This window comes from Gordonia terrae, from assembly GCF_001698225.1.
GTDB lineage: Bacteria > Actinomycetota > Actinomycetes > Mycobacteriales > Mycobacteriaceae > Gordonia > Gordonia terrae.
The window spans coordinates 3196275-3213186 of record NZ_CP016594.1 but is presented as its reverse complement, the minus strand read 5'-3'; the positions used below and the strand labels follow the sequence as shown (position 1 = coordinate 3213186).

14 protein-coding genes are annotated in these 16912 nt (G+C 68.7%); 8 read left to right on the top strand and 6 right to left on the bottom strand.

The features are described from left to right. Window positions 1-34: 34 nt before the first annotated feature. The 4 genes from BCM27_RS14505 to BCM27_RS14490 form a co-directional block, all read right to left on the bottom strand. On the bottom strand, window positions 35-2383 hold the full coding sequence (locus tag BCM27_RS14505) for a HelD family protein (protein ID WP_004018743.1): 2349 nt from the start codon (window positions 2381-2383) through the stop codon (window positions 35-37). Then, the gene (locus BCM27_RS14500) at window positions 2380-3075 is read right to left on the bottom strand and encodes a hypothetical protein (protein WP_033206411.1); all 696 of its coding nucleotides are present in this window, start codon (window positions 3073-3075) and stop codon (window positions 2380-2382) included. Before BCM27_RS14500 ends, BCM27_RS14505 begins: the two co-directional genes overlap by 4 nt. 106 nt (window positions 3076-3181) lie before the next feature. Next, window positions 3182-4276 carry a DoxX family protein gene (locus BCM27_RS14495; RefSeq protein ID WP_004018745.1) on the bottom strand — a complete coding sequence of 365 codons (1095 nt, stop codon included), beginning with the start codon at window positions 4274-4276 and terminating at the stop codon, window positions 3182-3184. A gap of 212 nt (window positions 4277-4488) precedes the next feature. Beyond that, window positions 4489-5187, bottom strand: a complete 699-nt coding sequence (locus BCM27_RS14490) for an MBL fold metallo-hydrolase (protein ID WP_004018746.1) — start codon at window positions 5185-5187, stop codon at window positions 4489-4491. A gap of 242 nt (window positions 5188-5429) precedes the next feature. Here BCM27_RS14490 and uvrA point away from each other — a divergent pair, with 242 nt between their 5' ends. Then, entirely contained in the window at window positions 5430-8312 is a 2883-nt protein-coding gene (gene uvrA / locus BCM27_RS14480; RefSeq protein ID WP_004018748.1) for an excinuclease ABC subunit UvrA, read from the top strand. Between the two features lie 45 nt (window positions 8313-8357). Here the strand turns inward: uvrA and BCM27_RS14475 are convergent, their stop codons facing one another. Beyond that, entirely contained in the window at window positions 8358-8645 is a 288-nt protein-coding gene (locus BCM27_RS14475; protein WP_004018749.1) for a hypothetical protein, read from the bottom strand. 19 nt (window positions 8646-8664) lie between these two features. Beyond that, a complete protein-coding gene (locus BCM27_RS14470; protein WP_004018751.1) occupies window positions 8665-9090 on the bottom strand; it encodes a DUF1844 domain-containing protein in 426 nt (141 codons plus the stop codon). Window positions 9091-9366: 276 nt separating this feature from the next. Between BCM27_RS14470 and infC the strand changes: the two genes are divergently transcribed. From infC to pheS, 7 genes are all read left to right on the top strand, one after another. Next, complete coding sequence (gene infC, locus BCM27_RS14460) at window positions 9367-10008, top strand: translation initiation factor IF-3 (RefSeq protein ID WP_081486955.1); 642 nt, start codon at window positions 9367-9369, stop codon at window positions 10006-10008. A gap of 131 nt (window positions 10009-10139) precedes the next feature. Further along, a complete protein-coding gene (rpmI, locus tag BCM27_RS14455) occupies window positions 10140-10334 on the top strand; it encodes a 50S ribosomal protein L35 (RefSeq protein WP_004018754.1) in 195 nt (64 codons plus the stop codon). 43 nt (window positions 10335-10377) lie between these two features. Beyond that, window positions 10378-10758: a 50S ribosomal protein L20 gene (gene rplT / locus BCM27_RS14450; protein ID WP_004018755.1), complete on the top strand. Its 381-nt coding sequence runs from the start codon at window positions 10378-10380 to the stop codon at window positions 10756-10758. A gap of 47 nt (window positions 10759-10805) precedes the next feature. Next, on the top strand, window positions 10806-11615 hold the full coding sequence (locus tag BCM27_RS14445; protein ID WP_004018756.1) for a TrmH family RNA methyltransferase: 810 nt from the start codon (window positions 10806-10808) through the stop codon (window positions 11613-11615). A 46-nt stretch (window positions 11616-11661) separates the two neighbouring features. Next, the gene (locus tag BCM27_RS14440; protein ID WP_004018757.1) at window positions 11662-14133 is read left to right on the top strand and encodes a Tex family protein; all 2472 of its coding nucleotides are present in this window, start codon (window positions 11662-11664) and stop codon (window positions 14131-14133) included. 159 nt (window positions 14134-14292) lie between these two features. Further along, the gene (locus tag BCM27_RS14435; RefSeq protein WP_004018758.1) at window positions 14293-15702 is read left to right on the top strand and encodes an acyltransferase family protein; all 1410 of its coding nucleotides are present in this window, start codon (window positions 14293-14295) and stop codon (window positions 15700-15702) included. A 125-nt stretch (window positions 15703-15827) separates the two neighbouring features. Continuing rightward, window positions 15828-16880, top strand: coding sequence for a phenylalanine--tRNA ligase subunit alpha (gene pheS / locus BCM27_RS14430; RefSeq protein WP_004018759.1), 1053 nt, complete (start codon window positions 15828-15830; stop codon window positions 16878-16880). Window positions 16881-16912 lie beyond the last annotated feature (32 nt).

The window sequence follows — 16912 nt, the reverse complement described above, 5'->3', positions numbered from 1 at the left end:
TCCGAACAATCGCGGACCCACCGGACCCCGCCGGTCAGCCGGCCGGCAGATCAGCGAGTGCGTCGGGGAGATCGTCGCGATGGACGACGACGAGTCGCTGCGTCGCCCGGGTGAGGGCCACGTACAGGTCGCTGAGTCCCCGTGGTGACTGATCGATGACGGCGGCGGGCTCGACGACGATCGTGGTGTCGAACTCCAGGCCCTTGCAGCTCCGTACGGTGTAGACCCGGGGCGGCTCGCGGTCCTCCAGGGCGAATCGGTCCGGGGACAATGCCGCATCGACGACCTCGCGCAGGTGGTCGGGGACCACGACGGCGGTGAGGCCGTCGGGTTCGGCGAGCTCGACGGCCCGGCGGACGGCGTCGACGATGTCCGCCGGTGCGTCACTGTCCGCCCGAATGGCTACCGGCTCGATCCCGTTGCTGCGCAACGAGGTCGGTGCTTTCTCGCCGTTGCCGATCTCATCGAGGACGCGGGCGGCGTACTCCATGATCTCGCTGGGGGTCCGGTAGTTGACCGAGAGTTCCTTGAACTGCCAGCGTTTGGCGACATAGGGTTCCAGGACCTCGCCCCATGAGCGGGTGCCCGCCTCATCGGATGTCTGTGCGGTGTCGCCGATGATCGTCATCCACCGATTCGGGATGCGCCGCATCACCATTCGCCATGCCATCGCGGAAAGCTCCTGGGCCTCGTCGACGATGACGTGGCCGAAGGTCCAGGTGCGGTCGCCGTAGGCACGTTCGGCTGTCGTGGCGCGCCGGGTCTCGGTCTGGCGGGAGGCGAGTTGTTCGGCGTCGATCAGGTCGTAGGCCATCAGGATCTCGGGGTCGAGTTCGTCCTCGAGGTCTTGCGGTGCCGAGCCGGTCAGGATGTCCAGGGCATCCTGGGCCTCGGCGAGCTGGCGGCGCCACCGTGCGCGCTCGGCCCGCTCGGCGTCCTCGGTGCCGTACCCGATCAGCTCGGCCAACTCATCCAGCAGTGGCACGTCCGCAGGGGAGAAGTCCTCACCTGATGTCGTCGCCGGCCGCGACGGCCGGTGCAGCGCTGCGCGGTCGGCGTCCGACCAGCCCGGGGTGGCCTTGCGGATCGCGCGTTCGTCGCCGAGGAGGTCGCGCAGCAGTGCCTGCGGGGTGAGGGTCGGCCAGTAGCGCAGCAGCGCGGCACGGATGTCGGGATCGCGACTCATGTCGTCGCGGATGTCGGCGATGTCCGCGGGGCTGAGCAACTGCGAACCGTCGAGCAGGCTCGATCCGATCGTCGCCGCATGCCGGGCGGCGAGTTCGGCGAGTCCGGCCTTGAGGAAGGCGTTCTGCGACAGGTTGTGCGCGCGTCGCGTCGCGCGGGCTTTGGCGCGCGCGGCCTTGATCAGCGCCGAGTCGATCTCGACCCGGTAGCTGTCGAAGTCCACTGCTTCGGGTCGGGACGGCAGTGACTGCTGGGCGCGCACCGCTCGCTTGAGGACGTCGACCATCCGTAGGCCGCCCTTGACCGCCGCGGTCGTCCGCGGATCGTCGGTGCCCGCCCGCACACCGGGGAACAAGTCGCCGATGGTCGAGAGAAGCACGCCGGACTCGCCCAGCGAGGGGAGCACCTGACCGATGTAGTTCAGGAAGTCGTCATTGGGCCCGATGATGAGAATGCCGCTGCGGGAGAGGTTCTCACGATGGGTGTAGAGCAGGTAGGCCGCGCGGTGGAGCGCGACCGCGGTCTTGCCGGTACCGGGTCCGCCCTGGATGACGGTGACCCCGCGGTGCGTCGAGCGAATGATCAGGTCCTGCTCGCGCTGGATGGTCTCGACGATGTCGGTCATCTCACCGGTACGAGCCGCGTTGAGGGCTGCCACCAACGCCGATTCGTTGACGACGTCGCCGTGTCCGAAGTCGTCGAGCAGGGCGTCGCCGGCGGTCAGGGACTCGTCGCTGACACCGCGGACCTTGCGGCTACGGGTCCGGATGTGGCGTCGGCGTGCGACGTCCTCGGGGGCCGCAGGCGTCGCCAGATAGAACGGCCGGGCCAGGGGAGCGCGCCAATCGAGCAGGAGGGTGGCGTCGGTGGCGGTGGCGTCGAGCTCGCCGTCGTCGGCGAAACCGTCGTCGAGCACACCGATACGCCCGATGCGCCGGATCTCGCCGTCGTCGAGATCGAGGCGGCCGAAGTACAGATTGTGTTCGGCGGCATCGAATTTGGCGAGGTCTTCGTTGTACATCCGCTCGTACGACTCGCGTTCGGACAGTGCCTGTGGCGTGCCGCCGCGTTCGGACAGGGTCGACGACAACCGGCGCTGGGTGGTCCGCCGCATCCGATCGAGGCGGCCGTACACGCGGTCGAGGTGCCGCTGTTCCTCATCCACCCGGGGATCGGTGTCCGGCGAGAGGGCGGTCATCGATCGTGTCCGATCGACCGGGGTGAGCGGAGATCGTCGGACCGGGACAGGCCGGCGGCCCGCAATCGGGCGGTCACCGCCGGGGGATCGCCCGCCAGACGGGTACAGACGTCCGGCACCGGATCGGCGAGGGTCGCATCGTCGAGGCGTCGGGACAACCACGACAGAACGTCGGCCTGTGGGCCGAAGGGGATCGGGTCGCCGGTGACCGGGTCGGCGAGGACGCCGTGACGGGACACGTAGAGGTCGAACTCCGTGGGCAGGGGCGGCCGATCCTCGGGGAGGAAGGGGGTGGGCCGGCCATGGATCAGGGGGTGGTCGCGCGTATTCACTGTCTGTCGATGATAGTTCGGTTCGGTGGCGTCGAGCGCCTCGATGTGGTCGGGACCCAGCCATGCCGCGATGGTCGTGATCGATCGCTGACCTGCGAAGATCGGGGCGGCAGGTAGATAGCCGCGGGCCGCGACGTGTGCGGAATGGCCGACTGTGATGTTCGTGACGTGGACCGGTTGCAGACAGACGATGTCCGACGACCGCACATGTGCCAGCTTGCGGCGCAGGACGTGTGGGGCGGCGTTCGACCCGACCGCGACCACCAACCGGGAATCGGGAGAGGGAACGGACCCGAAGGCCGGATCACCCAGGATCACGTCCCGTAGTGCGACGTCTCTCAGCGCCACGGACGCGGGCACCCAGGGATAGTCGCCTGGCGGGTGCACCGCGTCCGTGGTCGTGAGATCGGTTGTGCTCAGGGTCGTGCTCGTATCTTCTGCTCGTGCGCGAGAGGATCCCGAGGGATCAGCGACGTGCCTTGCGCAGACGCTTGCGGCTCTGTTCTGCCGAGTCCTCGGCGGACGCGGCGAGCTGCCGTGCGGTCTCGGCGAGTTCGGCCGATCGAGCGCGGGCCACGTCGGCCAGCTCGGCGGACCGATCGCGCGCGACGTCGGCGAACTCCGGGGCGCGCTTGCGTGCGGTGTCGGCGAGTTCGGACGCGCGGTCGCGTGCCGAATCGGCGACCTTCGGAGCCTTCTTCCTCGCCTGCTTCTGTGCCTTCGCGGCCTGCTTCTGGGCCTTCTCGGCGCGCTTCTGCGCTTCCTTCACCAGCTTCGGACCACGCTTGCGCGCGGTGTCGGCGAGATCCGACGAGCGTGCGAGAGCCGTGTCGGCGAGTTCCGACGAGCGGGTGAGAGCCGCATCGGCCAGAACCGGGGCCCGGTCACGGATGCGGTCGGCGACGTCGGAGGCGGTGTCGGCGGCCTTCTCGGCGAACTCCAGCGAGCGCTTCTGGGCGGCTTCGGCGATCTCCGGAGCGTGTTCGCGGAACTTCGCCGCGGCATCGGCCGACCGCTCGGAGACGATCTCGGCGCCGTCGTGGGTGCGCTCGACGAGGTGCTCCCACGTCGACGACCCGGCGGCCGCGCCGATCGGCAGGGCCGCCGCAACCGCGGAGGCCTTTTGGCGTCCACGCCACGCGAGCGAGGGCTTGCCCTCGGTGTCGACAGCCGCCAGCAGAACTCCGCCGAGGAGGCCGACGTTCTTGATGAAGGCGTTGCGCTGGGCCTCCTTCTTGACCGGGTCCGCCTCGTTCCAGAAGTCGGTGCCGGCGGCCGTCGTGGGGATCAGCGTCCCGGCCAGGACGACCGACGCGAAGCGCGGGAACTTGCCGGTCGCGAGGAGGATGCCGCCGCCGATCTGGGCGGCCGCGTTGATCTGTACGAGCGTCTCGGTGTTCTCCGGGATCCGGCCGGCCACCTCCGGTGGGAGCGACGACCGGGCCTTGTCCACGACCGGTTCCGCGGATTGCGCAATCGGCTTGGGGCTCCGGATGGCGTCCACGCCGCTGGCGACGAACGCCGAGGCGAGGAGCGGACGGGCTATACGGCGGAGAATCATCGGTCACAACCTTCTTCAGTCGGGTTTGGCTATCGAGATCCGTCGGGTGGAGCGCGTTTCTGGCCCGTTCAACGCTACCCTCTCGCGACGAATCTGCAGGTTGCTCGGCGTGCCGTGATCAGATTGCGCGTGTGCGGGCGTCTCGGGTCACGACTCGCCGAACGATCCGAGGAACAGGTAACCGTCTGCGGCGAAGACCAAACACGCCGTGCTCACCAGCGGCGCTCACGCCACTCGGGCAGCGAGTCGCGCTCAGCACCCAGGGTGGTGTCGGTGCCGTGGCCCGGGTAGACCACGGTCGAGTCGTCGAACCGGTCGAACAGCTTCGTCGAGACGTCCTCGAGAAGGGTGTCGAAATCCTCCGGCTTCCAGGTCTTCCCGATCCCGCCCGGGAAGAGACAGTCGCCGGTGAACAGGTGGACGGTGCGCTCACCGTCGTCGCCCACGTCGGTGAGGGCCAGGGCGATCGAACCGGGGGTGTGACCGACCAGGTGGATGGCCTCGAACGAGAGGTCGCCGACCTCGATGACGTCACCGTCGTCGACGAGGCGGTCGGGAGTGACGGGCAGTTCGCCGGCGTCCAGGCGCCCGGCCGCGGTGGGCACCCCGGTGTGCTCGGCGACGGCGGCGAGGGCCTGCCAGTGGTCGAAGTGCTGATGGGTGGTGAAGATCAGCTTCGGCGTTCCCTCGACGGCCGACAGGACTCCGGTGATCGTGTCCGCGTCGTTGGCCGCGTCGATGATCAACTGATCGCCGGTGGCGCGCGAGGTCACCACGTAGACGTTGTTGTCCATCGGACCGACGGACAGCTTGACGATGGTGGCCGCCGCCAGCGTGCGGCGCTGCGGGGTCTTCGACTCGGAGAGGTCGCCGGTGTAGGTGTCGCTGATCGGTGTCGCTGGGGAGGTCATGTCGACAGGCTATGACAGCAGGCCGTCGGAATGTGACGGTCGTGACCATGGGAGTTCGCGTGGCGCGCGTATCCTGGATCATCGGTTCGGGGAATGACACGCGGGCGGCGAGACCGATCGCCCGGTCACCGAACTCCGAATCTTTCCGGGGCGAGCTCGCGATGACAATCTTGTCGGTGGCCGTCGGTACTGTGCCCGTGCGCCGGCCGTGCGCCCTGTGACTCGAGAATGTAAGGACTGCAGTGGTTGATCGCTTGATCGTCCGAGGTGCCCGCGAACACAACCTTCGCGGCATCGATGTCGACCTGCCCCGGGACAGCCTCATCGTGTTCACCGGGCTGTCCGGATCGGGCAAGTCGTCCCTCGCCTTCGACACGATCTTCGCGGAGGGACAGCGACGCTACGTCGAATCGCTGTCGGCCTACGCGAGGCAGTTCCTCGGGCAGATGGACAAGCCGGACGTGGACTTCATCGAGGGACTCTCGCCCGCGGTGTCCATCGATCAGAAGTCGACGAACCGCAACCCCCGGTCGACCGTCGGCACGATCACCGAGGTCTACGACTACCTCCGACTCCTGTACGCCCGCGCGGGCAAGGCGCACTGCCCGATCTGTGGCGAGCCCATCGCCAAGCAGACACCGCAGCAGATCGTCGATCAGGTCCTCGCGATGGAGGAGGGCACCCGCTTCCAGGTGCTCGCACCGGTCGTCCGCACTCGGAAGGGCGAGTTCGTCGACCTCTTCGCCGAACTCCAGACCCAGGGTTTTTCGCGCGCCCGCATCGACGGAGTCGTCCACCCGCTGACCGATCCGCCGAAGCTGAAGAAGCAGGAGAAGCACGACATCGAGGTGGTCGTCGACCGCCTGGTCGTCAAGACCAGCGCCAAGCAGCGTCTGACGGATTCGGTCGAGACCGGTCTGCGTCTGGCCGACGGCATCATCGTGCTCGATTTCGTCGACCTCGAGGAAGACGATCCGGAACGTGAGCGTCGGTTCTCGGAGCGGATGGCCTGCCCGAACGCACACCCGATCGCGATCGACGACCTCGAACCGCGCTCGTTCTCGTTCAACTCGCCCTACGGCGCGTGCCCCGAATGCGACGGCCTCGGCGTCCGCAAGGAGGTCGACGAGGAACTCGTCGTGCCCGACCCGGAGATGTCGCTCGCCGAGGGTGCCATCGCACCATGGTCCACCGGGCACAACGCCGACTACTTCCTTCGCCTGATGTCGGGGCTGGCCGACCAGATGAAGTTCGACATCAACACGCCATGGAAGAAACTGCCCATCAAGGCTCGGCGGGCACTGCTCAACGGCAGCGATCACCAGGTGCACGTCAAGTTCCGCAACCGGTACGGCCGCACCCGCTCGTACTACACCGAGTTCGAGGGTGTGCTCTCGTTCCTGGCGCGCCGCATGGACCAGACCGAGTCCGAGCAGATGAAGGAGCGCTACGAGGGCTACATGCGCGATGTGCCGTGTCCTGCCTGCCAGGGTGCGCGGTTGCGTCCGGAGATCCTCGCGGTGACCCTCGACCACCCGGAGTACGGACCCAAGTCGATCGCCGAGGTGTGTGCACTGTCGGTCGCCGACTGCGCCGACTTCCTCGACCAGCTGCGGCTCGACTCACGGCAGGCGGCCATCGCGGGCCGGGTCCTCAAAGAGGTCCAGGCCCGCATCCGCTTCCTGCTCGACGTCGGGCTCGAGTACCTGTCCCTGGAGCGCGCAGCGGGATCGTTGTCGGGCGGTGAGGCGCAGCGCATCCGTCTGGCCACCCAGATCGGGTCGGGCCTCGCGGGCGTCCTCTACGTCCTCGACGAGCCGTCGATCGGTCTGCATCAACGCGACAACCGTCGGCTCATCGACACGCTGACCCGTCTTCGGGACCTGGGCAACACGCTCATCGTCGTCGAACACGACGAGGACACCATCCGCGCCGCCGACTGGATCGTCGACATCGGTCCCCGCGCGGGTGAGCACGGTGGTCACGTCGTGCACAGCGGTAGCTACAAGGACCTGCTGAAGAACCGCAAGTCGCTGACCGGTGCGTACCTCGCCGGACGCGACACCCTGCCGGTGCCGGAGATCCGCAGGCCGATCGACCGCAAGCGGCAGCTGACCGTCGTCGGCGCACGGGAGCACAACCTGCGCGGCATCGACGTGTCGTTCCCGCTCGGTGTGATGACCGCGGTCACCGGCGTCTCGGGATCGGGCAAATCGACGCTCGTCAACGACATCCTCGCGACGGTGCTCGCCAACAAGCTCAACGGCGCGCGCCAGGTGCCCGGACGCCACACGCGCATCAAGGGCCTGGACAACCTGGACAAACTCGTCCAGGTCGACCAGTCACCGATCGGCCGCACCCCGCGGTCCAACCCGGCCACCTACACCGGCGTCTTCGACAAGATCCGCACCCTGTTCGCGGCGACCACCGAGGCCAAGGTGCGCGGCTACCAGCCGGGTCGCTTCTCGTTCAACGTCAAGGGCGGCCGCTGCGAGGCATGTACCGGCGAGGGCACGATCAAGATCGAGATGAACTTCCTGCCGGACGTCTACGTGCCGTGCGAGGTCTGCCACGGTGCGCGCTACAACCGGGAGACCCTCGAGGTCCACTACAAGGGCAAGACCATCTCCGAGGTCCTCGACATGCCGATCGAGGAGGCGGCCGACTTCTTCGAGCCCGTCAGCTCGATCCACCGCTACCTCAAGACCCTCGTCGACGTCGGCCTCGGTTACGTCCGGCTCGGGCAGCCGGCCCCGACCCTGTCCGGTGGTGAGGCGCAGCGCGTGAAGCTGGCGGCCGAGTTGCAGAAGCGGTCGATGGGCCGGACGGTCTACATCCTCGACGAGCCCACCACCGGCTTGCACTTCGAGGACATCAAGAAGCTGCTCACGGTGATCAACGGCCTGGTCGACAAGGGCAACACGGTCGTCGTGATCGAGCACAACCTCGATGTCATCAAGACCGCCGACTGGGTCATCGACATGGGACCCGAGGGCGGCGCAGGCGGCGGGACCGTCGTCGGCGAGGGCACCCCGGAAGACATCGCCGCGACCCCGGGCAGCCACACCGGCAAGTTCCTGGCCGAGATCGTCGACATCGACCAGGCGGTGGCGTCGGTCGGCTGACCGCAGACCGGTGGCGCGGAACGCGATTCGGGGGAGCGAGGTCGATCAGGACCCCATCGACTTGCGGATCTCCTCGAGGCGCTTCTTCGCGGCTTCGTCGCGCTTGCGCATCATCTCGTCGACGCTCTGTCCCTCAGGGCCGGCCTCCGCGAGCTCCTGGGAGCCGATCGCAGTCGTGATGCGGTTCTCGATCTTGTCGCGGACGAAGTCGAAGGTCGGGACCCCGCTGTCGGAGTAATTCGGATCGGGGAACGCTCCCGGCACCGGGCCGGTCGGCACGATCTCCGCATCGACGATCTCGTCGGACCGCCCGGGCTCATCGGCATTCGTCATGGGTCCAGGGTAGAGCCACCTACTTCCGGGGCGCGCGAACCGGACCGGTGTATTTCTCGCCCGGGCCCTCGCCGGGCTCGTCCGGGTATGCACTGGCCTCGCGGAACGCCAGCTGCAGACTCTTCAGGCCGTCACGGATCGGTGCCGCATGGATGCCGAGATCCGCTTTCGACGCGTCGACGATGCCGGCCAGGGCGGTGATCAGGGTGCGCGCCTCGGGCAGGTCGATGCGTTCCGCGGGTGTGCCCTCGGCAAGCCCGAGCTTCTCGGCCGCCGCACTCATCAGCAGAACGATGGACCGGGTGATGACCTCGATCGCCGGAATATCGCCCAGGTCACGGACGTTGTCGAGATCGGTGTCCGCCGGAGCTCCCGTTCCGGCGCCGCCGTCCGTCGCACCCTCCGGGGGTAACGGTGCAGGTGACGAATAGGAGTTCTCGGCCATGGCTGTTAGACTCCCATAGCACGACCGCCCTGGTATGCGCCGGGGTCGTAAGTGGAGTTCCGCTCCCACCGTTCGACGCGAGGTTCTCGCAGTTGCACGGTCCGGTTCACGCCGATCGTCGCAGATCGTCGCAGATCGCATCCCACGATGCTGAGCTGCATGTCGACGGCGACGTGTGTCAGTTCTGGCATGCGGAGAACGAACCGGTCGGTATCGGAGCCCCGCGGACATCAGTCCCGGGGCTTCATTGCTGAGGTGTCCCGCAGGTTCTCTTGCATACGTCCCTCGCCACGACGCGACGGTTACCACTGCAGGATTGAACAAGGAGGCCCCATCAGCACTGAGACCCGCATCAACGAGCGCATCCGCGTCCCTGAGGTCCGACTCGTCGGACCCAACTCGGAGCAGGTGGGCATCGTGCGTGTTGAAGATGCGCTTCGCTTGGCATACGAGGCCGACCTCGACCTGGTCGAGGTGGCTCCGGACGCCCGTCCGCCGGTCTGCAAGATCATGGACTACGGCAAGTTCAAGTACGAGGCAGCCCAGAAGCAGCGCGAATCGCGTCGTAATCAGCAGATGACCGTCATCAAGGAGCAGAAGCTCCGGCCCAAGATCGACGACCACGATTACGAGACCAAGAAGGGTCACGTCATCCGGTTCCTCGAGGCGGGTTCCAAGGTGAAGGTCACCATCATGTTCCGCGGCCGCGAACAGTCCCGTCCCGAGCTCGGCTACCGCCTGTTGCAGCGGCTGGGCAACGACGTCGCCGACTACGGCTTCGTCGAGACGTCGGCCAAGCAGGACGGTCGCAACATGACCATGGTCCTCGCCCCGCACAAGGGTGCGAAGACCCGCCAGAAGGCGCAAGAGAGCCGCGAACGTTCCGGTGGCCCGAAGGCCGCCCCAGAAGAGAACTGAGCGGACGAGAACTGAGTCGATCGGCCGGACGAGAGTCCGATCCGTTCCGGCCGAGATCAGACACGCGAACCCGGACACACACCGGACCTCGCCAGGTCCGGTGCCCGAGTTCGCCCGAGAGAAGGAAGAACATGCCGAAGAGCAAGACCCACAAGGGCACCGCGAAGCGCTTCAAGGTGACCGGCAGCGGGAAGATCGTGCGCCAGAAGGCCAACCGTCGCCACCTGCTCGAGCACAAGTCGTCCAAGCGCACTCGCCGTCTCGACGGCACCACCGTCGTCAGCGAGAACGACGCCCCGCGCATCAAGCGACTGCTCAACCGCTGACGCCAGCGACCCCAGACATCTGACAAGCAAAAGGATCTAACACATGGCACGCGTGAAAAGGGCCGTCAACGCCCAGAAGAAGCGTCGGTCCACCCTCGAGGCCTCCAAGGGCTACCGCGGACAGCGGTCGCGCCTGTACCGCAAGGCGAAGGAGCAGCAGCTCCACTCGCTGACCTACGCCTACCGCGACCGTCGCGCGCGCAAGGGTGAATTCCGCAAGCTGTGGATCTCGCGTATCAACGCCGCGGCCCGCGCCAACGACATCACCTACAACCGACTCATCCAGGGCCTCAAGGCCGCTGGTGTCGAGGTCGACCGCAAGGTTCTCGCGGACATCGCCGTCACCGATCCCGAGGCCTTCACCGGTCTCGTCGAGGTCGCCCGCAAGGCGCTGCCGGCCGACGTCAACGCCCCGGCTGCCTGATTGCACCCCAGCACCCACGACCCGCGAGTCGCGCGGACGAGTCTCCGATGACGGAGATCCTGTCCGAGCGATCCTCGCGGGTCGTGTCGTATGCGAAGCTGCATCGCTCCGCCGAGCGGCGCGAGCAGGGCCGATTCCTCGCCGAAGGGGCGAACGCCGTCGCGTCGGCGCTCGCCGTCGGACGGATCGAGGTGCTCCTGGTCGCCGAAGACGAGCAGCCACGCCACCGCGAACTGGTCGACGCCGCGACGGCGGCGGGCGTCCCGGTGTCGGTGATCACGGCCCGCGCCGCGTCGAAACTCGGTGAGACCTCTACGCCCGCAGGAATCTTCGCGATCTGCCCGCTCCTCGACGTGTCGCTCGAGGCAGTCCTCACCGAGGCGCCGCGGCTTCTCGCCATCGCCGTCGAGGCGCGTGAACCCGGAAACGCGGGCACGCTGATCCGGTGTGCGGATGCGATGGGCGCGGACGCCGTCGTCCTGCTCGGCGACGCCGTCGACCCGCACAACGGCAAGTGTGTCCGGGCGAGCGCGGGGAGCGTGTTCACGGTGCCCGTGGTGCGCGAGCGTTCCGTCGACGACGCGCTCGACGCCATCCGCGCCACCGGCATCACGCTGCTGGCGACGGCGGCCGACGGCGAGGTCGACCTGGACTCCGCGGCCGATGTGCTCTCCGGCCGGGTCGCCTGGCTGTTCGGCAACGAGGCACATGGGTTGCCGGCCGACGTGCAGCGTTCGGCGGACCACCGTGTGTCCATTCCGATCCGCGGACGCGCGGAGAGCCTGAATGTCGCTGCCGCGGCGGCCATCTGTCTGTACGAGAGCGCGCGTGTCCACGGCGCGGCGGGTCGAGTCTGACCGCTGTCCGAGTCGGCCGGTAGGGTCGGCGATCGTGTCAGAAACTGTGTCACCCGACTCCGCGCCCGAACCCGCACCCGCGACTCCCGACTCGCCGGCCGCGGCACCGCAGACGGTGCCCGCGCCCGATCCCGCGGTTGTGAACTCCCGCATCGCCTCGGCGATCGCCGCCGAACTCGGGGTGGGGGTCGGTCAGGTGCGTTCGGCCATCGAACTGCTCGACGGCGGGTCGACGGTCCCGTTCGTCGCCCGGTACCGCAAAGAGGCCACCGGCGGCCTCGACGACGCGCAACTCCGCACGCTCGACGAGCGTCTCGGCTACCTGCGCGACCTCGAGGCCCGTCGCCAGGCGGTCCGCGAATCGATCGCCGCGCAGGGCAAGCTCGACGCCGCCCTCGACGCACGCATCCTCGAAGCCGACACCAAGGCCCGCCTCGAGGACATCTACCTCCCGTACAAGCCCAAGCGCCGCACCAAGGCCCAGATCGCGCGCGAGGCCGGGCACGAGCCCGTGGCCGATGCGCTGCTCTCGGACCCGACGACGGATCCGTCGACGTTCACCGCCGAACAACTCGACGGTGCCCGCGCGATCGCCGTGGAGCGGTTCGCCGAAGACGCCGACCTGGTCGGCGAACTCCGCGAGCTGATGTGGCAGACGGGCGTGCTGCGCACTGCGGTTCGCGAGGGCAAAGAGTCGGCCGGCGCCAAGTTCGCTGACTACTTCGAGTTCTCCGAGCCGTTCACCTCGTTGCCGTCGCACCGGGTCCTGGCCGTGCTGCGCGGTGAGCGCGAGGAGATCCTCTCGGTCACCCTCGACGCCGACCCGGAAGCGGCTGAGCGACCTGCCGGCCCCGGCCCGTACGAACAGCGGATCGCCGCCCGTTTCGGCATCGCCGATCAGGGCCGCCCCGCCGACCGCTGGCTCACCGACACGGTGCGCTGGGCGTGGCGCACCAAGCTCTTCGTCGGGCTGTCGCTCGACGTCCGGATGCGGCTGCGTCAGGCCGCGGAGGCCGACGCGGTCGCGGTGTTCGCCACGAACCTCAAGGACCTCCTACTGGCGGCGCCCGCCGGGTCCCGAACGACGATGGGCCTCGATCCCGGTCTGCGCACCGGCGTGAAGGTCGCGGTGGTGAACGCGACCGGCAGGGTCGTCGACCACGCGACGATCTATCCGCACGAGCCGCGACGGGACAAGTCCGGCGCGCTGGCCGTGCTGGGCGCACTCGTCGAGAAGCACGGTGTCGAACTCATCGCGATCGGCAACGGCACCGCCTCGCGGGAGACCGACGCGCTCGCCGGTGAACTCCTGTCCGCGATCAAGGAGGCCGGCAAGAAGCCGCCGACGAGCGTCGTCGTGTCCGAGGCGGGTGCCTCGGTGTACTCCGCATCGGCCTACGCGTCGAAGGAGCTGCCCGACCTCGACGTCTCCATCCGCGGCGCGGTCTCGATCGCCCGCCGTCTGCAGGATCCGCTCGCGGAACTCGTGAAGATCGACCCGAAGTCCATCGGGGTCGGCCAGTACCAGCACGACATCTCCGAGACCCTGCTCGCGCGGTCGCTCGGCGCGGTCGTCGAAGACGCGGTGAACGCGGTCGGTGTGGACGTGAACACGGCCTCGGTGCCCCTGCTGTCCCGGGTGTCCGGCATCACCGCGGGACTCGCGGAATCGATTGTCGCGCATCGTGACACCAATGGTGCGTTCCGGGACCGCAAGCAGATCACCGCGGTGCCCCGGCTCGGACCCAAGGCGTTCGAACAGTGCGCAGGCTTCCTGCGCATCGCCGATGGCGACAACCCGCTGGATGCGTCGAGCGTGCACCCCGAGGCGTATCCGGTCGTCACCCGCATCATCGAGAAGGTGGGCACGGATGTCCGGTCGCTGATCGGTGACACCCCGACCCTCACCAAGCTGCGTCCCGAGGAGTTCGTCGACGAGACCTTCGGTCGTCCGACCGTCGTCGACATCATCGCCGAACTCGACAAGCCAGGACGTGACCCGCGTCCCGAGTTCAAGACCGCGACGTTCGCCACCGGCATCGAGAAGGTCTCCGACCTGACGCCGGGCATGGTCCTCGAGGGTCAGGTCACCAATGTGGCCGCCTTCGGTGCGTTCGTCGACGTGGGTGTGCACCAGGACGGGCTCGTCCATGTCTCGGCGATGGCGCATCGCTTCGTCTCCGATCCCCACGAGGTCGTCAAGTCCGGTGACATCGTGAAGGTGAAGGTCATGGACGTGGATGTGGAGCGCAAGCGCATCGGGCTCTCGTTGCGGCTCGACGATGAGCCGGGCTCCGACGGCAAGCCTGCTCGCGCACCCCGTGGGCAGGGACGTGACGATGGTCCGCGTGGTGGTCAGCCGCGCCGGAACGACCAGCGCGGCGGTACTCGCGGCGCCCCCCAGGGCCAGGGCGCCCGGGGGAGCCAGGGCAACCGGGGCGGGAACCGCAACGATCGCCGGCCGGCGCCCAGCGGGGCGATGGCCGACGCGCTCAAGCGGGCCGGTTTCGGCAAGTAGAGTCCTGGGCCGGCGGTCCGGTCAGCACGGACCGGGCCGCCGCGGTCGACGCTGCCGGGCTCCGAGCGTCCCGGAGCGGTTGGTCGGCACGGGGATTGCTGACCCCGGCCGAGTAGTTTTGCTCAGGCCCGCCCGGCGACGGCGGCCGAGACTGACGCCATGCTCAGCACCGAATCAGGCCGACCGGCCGGAATACGCTCGGTTCCGACGGGTCTGCCCACTCCCCGCGAACTCGACGCCCTCACCGGACACCGGGACCGCGTCATCGACCTCATCCGCATCGTGTCCCTCGTCGTTGTCGTCGCCGGTCACTCGATCATGCTCACCGTCGAGGTCGCCGACGGCTCGATCGAGCTGGGCAACACACTCGGCGAGGTACCCGCGCTGCAACCGGCGACCTGGCTGCTGCAGGTGCTGCCGCTGTTCTTCTTCGCCGGCGCAGCCGCGGCGACCCGCGGCTGGACCTCGCGCGGCGAGGGCGACACCCCGACGGCGGGGCAGTGGCTCCTCGCGCGGACTCAGCGGCTGCTGCGTCCGGTCTTCTGGTACCTCGGTGCGGTCGTGGCCGTCTACGCCGTCCTGTCCCGTATCGGTGCCGTGGCCACGGCCGACGTCGTCGCGCGCCTCGGGGTGCAGCTCCTGTGGTTCCTGGGCGCCTACCTGCTGGTCCTGGCCGTGGTCCCGTTCCTGCAGCGGCTCTCCTCCGCCGGTGGTGTGGCGGTCGCGCTGGGCGTGTGTTGGGGGAGTACCGCATTGGTCGACGCCGTCCGGCTCGCGGACGGACCCGCTGCGCTGGGCTATCTGAACTTCCTCACCGTGTGGACGATCCCCGCTGTTCTCGGGATCGCCTACGCCAAGAGGATCCTGCGGCCCGGGATCGCCCTCATGGTGGCCGTCGGCGGGCTCGCCGTCGACGCCGCCCTCGTCTCGTGGGGACCCTATGAGGTCTCGCTCGTCACCGTGCCGGGTCAGCAGCTGTCGAACATGAGCCCGCCGAGCCTGCTGCTCGCCGGCCACGCGATCGTGCTGTGCGCGGGCGCGATCGCCGTGCGCCGGTTCCTCGCGGTCCTCGCCGACCGTCCGATGGTCTGGTGGTGGGTGGTGCTGGGCAACCGCGGCGCGATGACCCTCTACCTCTGGCATCTGCCGGTGCTCGCCGCGATCGTCGGAACGTGCGCCGCGCTGGGTGTCGACCGCGCCGACGTCCACTCGGCGTCGTTCCCGGTGATCGTCGGGGCGCAGACCGTGCTGCTGCTCGCGGTCATGGTCCCGGTGGTCGCAGTGCTGTCTCCGCTCGAGAACCGGTCCCTCCCGTGGTGGGACGAACCGATCGCCCGGCGCAGCGGGCCGGTGCGGAGCGCGGCCCTGCTTACGGTGCTGGCCGGCCTCGGCGTGGCGATCCTGATGCTCGCGCGTGGCGGTCTGACCGGGGACGGCGTGTGGTGGCTGGTCCTGGGCCTCGCGTGTGCCATCGGCGCCCGTCGGCTGGCGGTTCCCGCCGGTCGCCGGACCGCGGCGGGATCGCCTCCTGGAGACGACGCCTCCCTGCAGGTCAGCGCCCCGCGGTAGTCGTCTACCCTCGACGGGAGTCATCGTCGGCACCCGAGGCGCCCGTCGGCCCCGCTGGGTCGGCGTGCACACCGCGACGACGATGCCGACCATCCACCGATCGACGCATGAGGAGCACGCCCACCGTGGCCACTTCCGCCGACGCAACGGCATTCCCGGGACCCGACGACCTCGAGGCGGCCGCCTCGGCGGCGATCGCGGCGTTCGAGGCGGCGGCCGACCTCGATCAGCTCGCGGCGGCCAAGTCGGCGCACCTCGGCGATCGTTCGCCGATCGCGCTCGCCCGACGCGCGCTGGGCTCCATCCCCAAGGATCAGCGCTCCGAGGCGGGCAAGCTGGTGAATCAGGTCCGCGGCCGGGTGTCGGCGGCATTGGAGGCGCGGACCGCCGTCCTCGACGCCGAGCGCGACGCGGCGGTGCTCGTCGCCGAATCCATCGACGTGACGTTGCCGAGCGGCCGACGTCCGGTGGGTGCACGCCATCCCATCACCGTGATCGCCGAGCAGGTGGCCGACGTGTTCGTCGGCATGGGCTGGGAGATCGCGGAGGGCCCGGAGGTCGAGACCGAGCATCACAACTTCGACGCGCTGAACTTCCTCCCCGATCACCCCGCACGGTCCATGCAGGACACCTTCTACATCGCACCCGAGGGGTCCCGGCAGGTCCTGCGGACGCACACCTCACCGGTGCAGGTCCGCTCCATGCTGAGCCGCGACCTGCCCATCTACGTCGCGTGCCCCGGCCGTACGTTCCGTACCGACGAACTCGACGCGACCCATACCCCGGTGTTCCATCAGATCGAGGGCCTCGCCGTCGACAAGGGACTCACGCTCGCCAACCTGCGCGGCACCCTCGAGACCTTCGCCCGTGCGCTCTTCGGGCCGGAGACGACGACCCGCATGCGGGCGAGCTACTTCCCGTTCACCGAACCCTCCGCCGAGGTCGACGTGTGGTTCCCCGCCAAGAAGGGCGGGCCGGGCTGGGTGGAGTGGGGCGGTTGCGGCATGGTCAACCCGAATGTGTTGCGCGCCAGCGGTATCGACCCGGACGTCTACTCGGGATTTGCGTTCGGCATGGGTCTGGAACGGACCCTGCAGTTCCGCAACGACATCTCCGACATGCGCGACATGGTCGAGGGTGACATCCGCTTCACCCTCCCGTTCGGTCCGGCCGCCTGACCTCGTCCGGCCCGGACCGACCCCGCCGACTT

Coding starts and splice junctions, on each gene's coding strand:
- BCM27_RS14505 (WP_004018743.1), bottom strand. CDS start 2,383: ATGACCGCCCTCTCGCCGGACACCGATCCCCGGGTGGATGAGGAACAG.
- BCM27_RS14495 (WP_004018745.1), bottom strand. CDS start 4,276: ATGATTCTCCGCCGTATAGCCCGTCCGCTCCTCGCCTCGGCGTTCGTC.
- BCM27_RS14490 (WP_004018746.1), bottom strand. CDS start 5,187: ATGACCTCCCCAGCGACACCGATCAGCGACACCTACACCGGCGACCTC.
- BCM27_RS14475 (WP_004018749.1), bottom strand. CDS start 8,645: ATGACGAATGCCGATGAGCCCGGGCGGTCCGACGAGATCGTCGATGCG.
- BCM27_RS14470 (WP_004018751.1), bottom strand. CDS start 9,090: ATGGCCGAGAACTCCTATTCGTCACCTGCACCGTTACCCCCGGAGGGT.
- rpmI (WP_004018754.1), top strand. CDS start 10,140: ATGCCGAAGAGCAAGACCCACAAGGGCACCGCGAAGCGCTTCAAGGTG.
- rplT (WP_004018755.1), top strand. CDS start 10,378: ATGGCACGCGTGAAAAGGGCCGTCAACGCCCAGAAGAAGCGTCGGTCC.
- BCM27_RS14445 (WP_004018756.1), top strand. CDS start 10,806: ATGACGGAGATCCTGTCCGAGCGATCCTCGCGGGTCGTGTCGTATGCG.
- BCM27_RS14435 (WP_004018758.1), top strand. CDS start 14,293: ATGCTCAGCACCGAATCAGGCCGACCGGCCGGAATACGCTCGGTTCCG.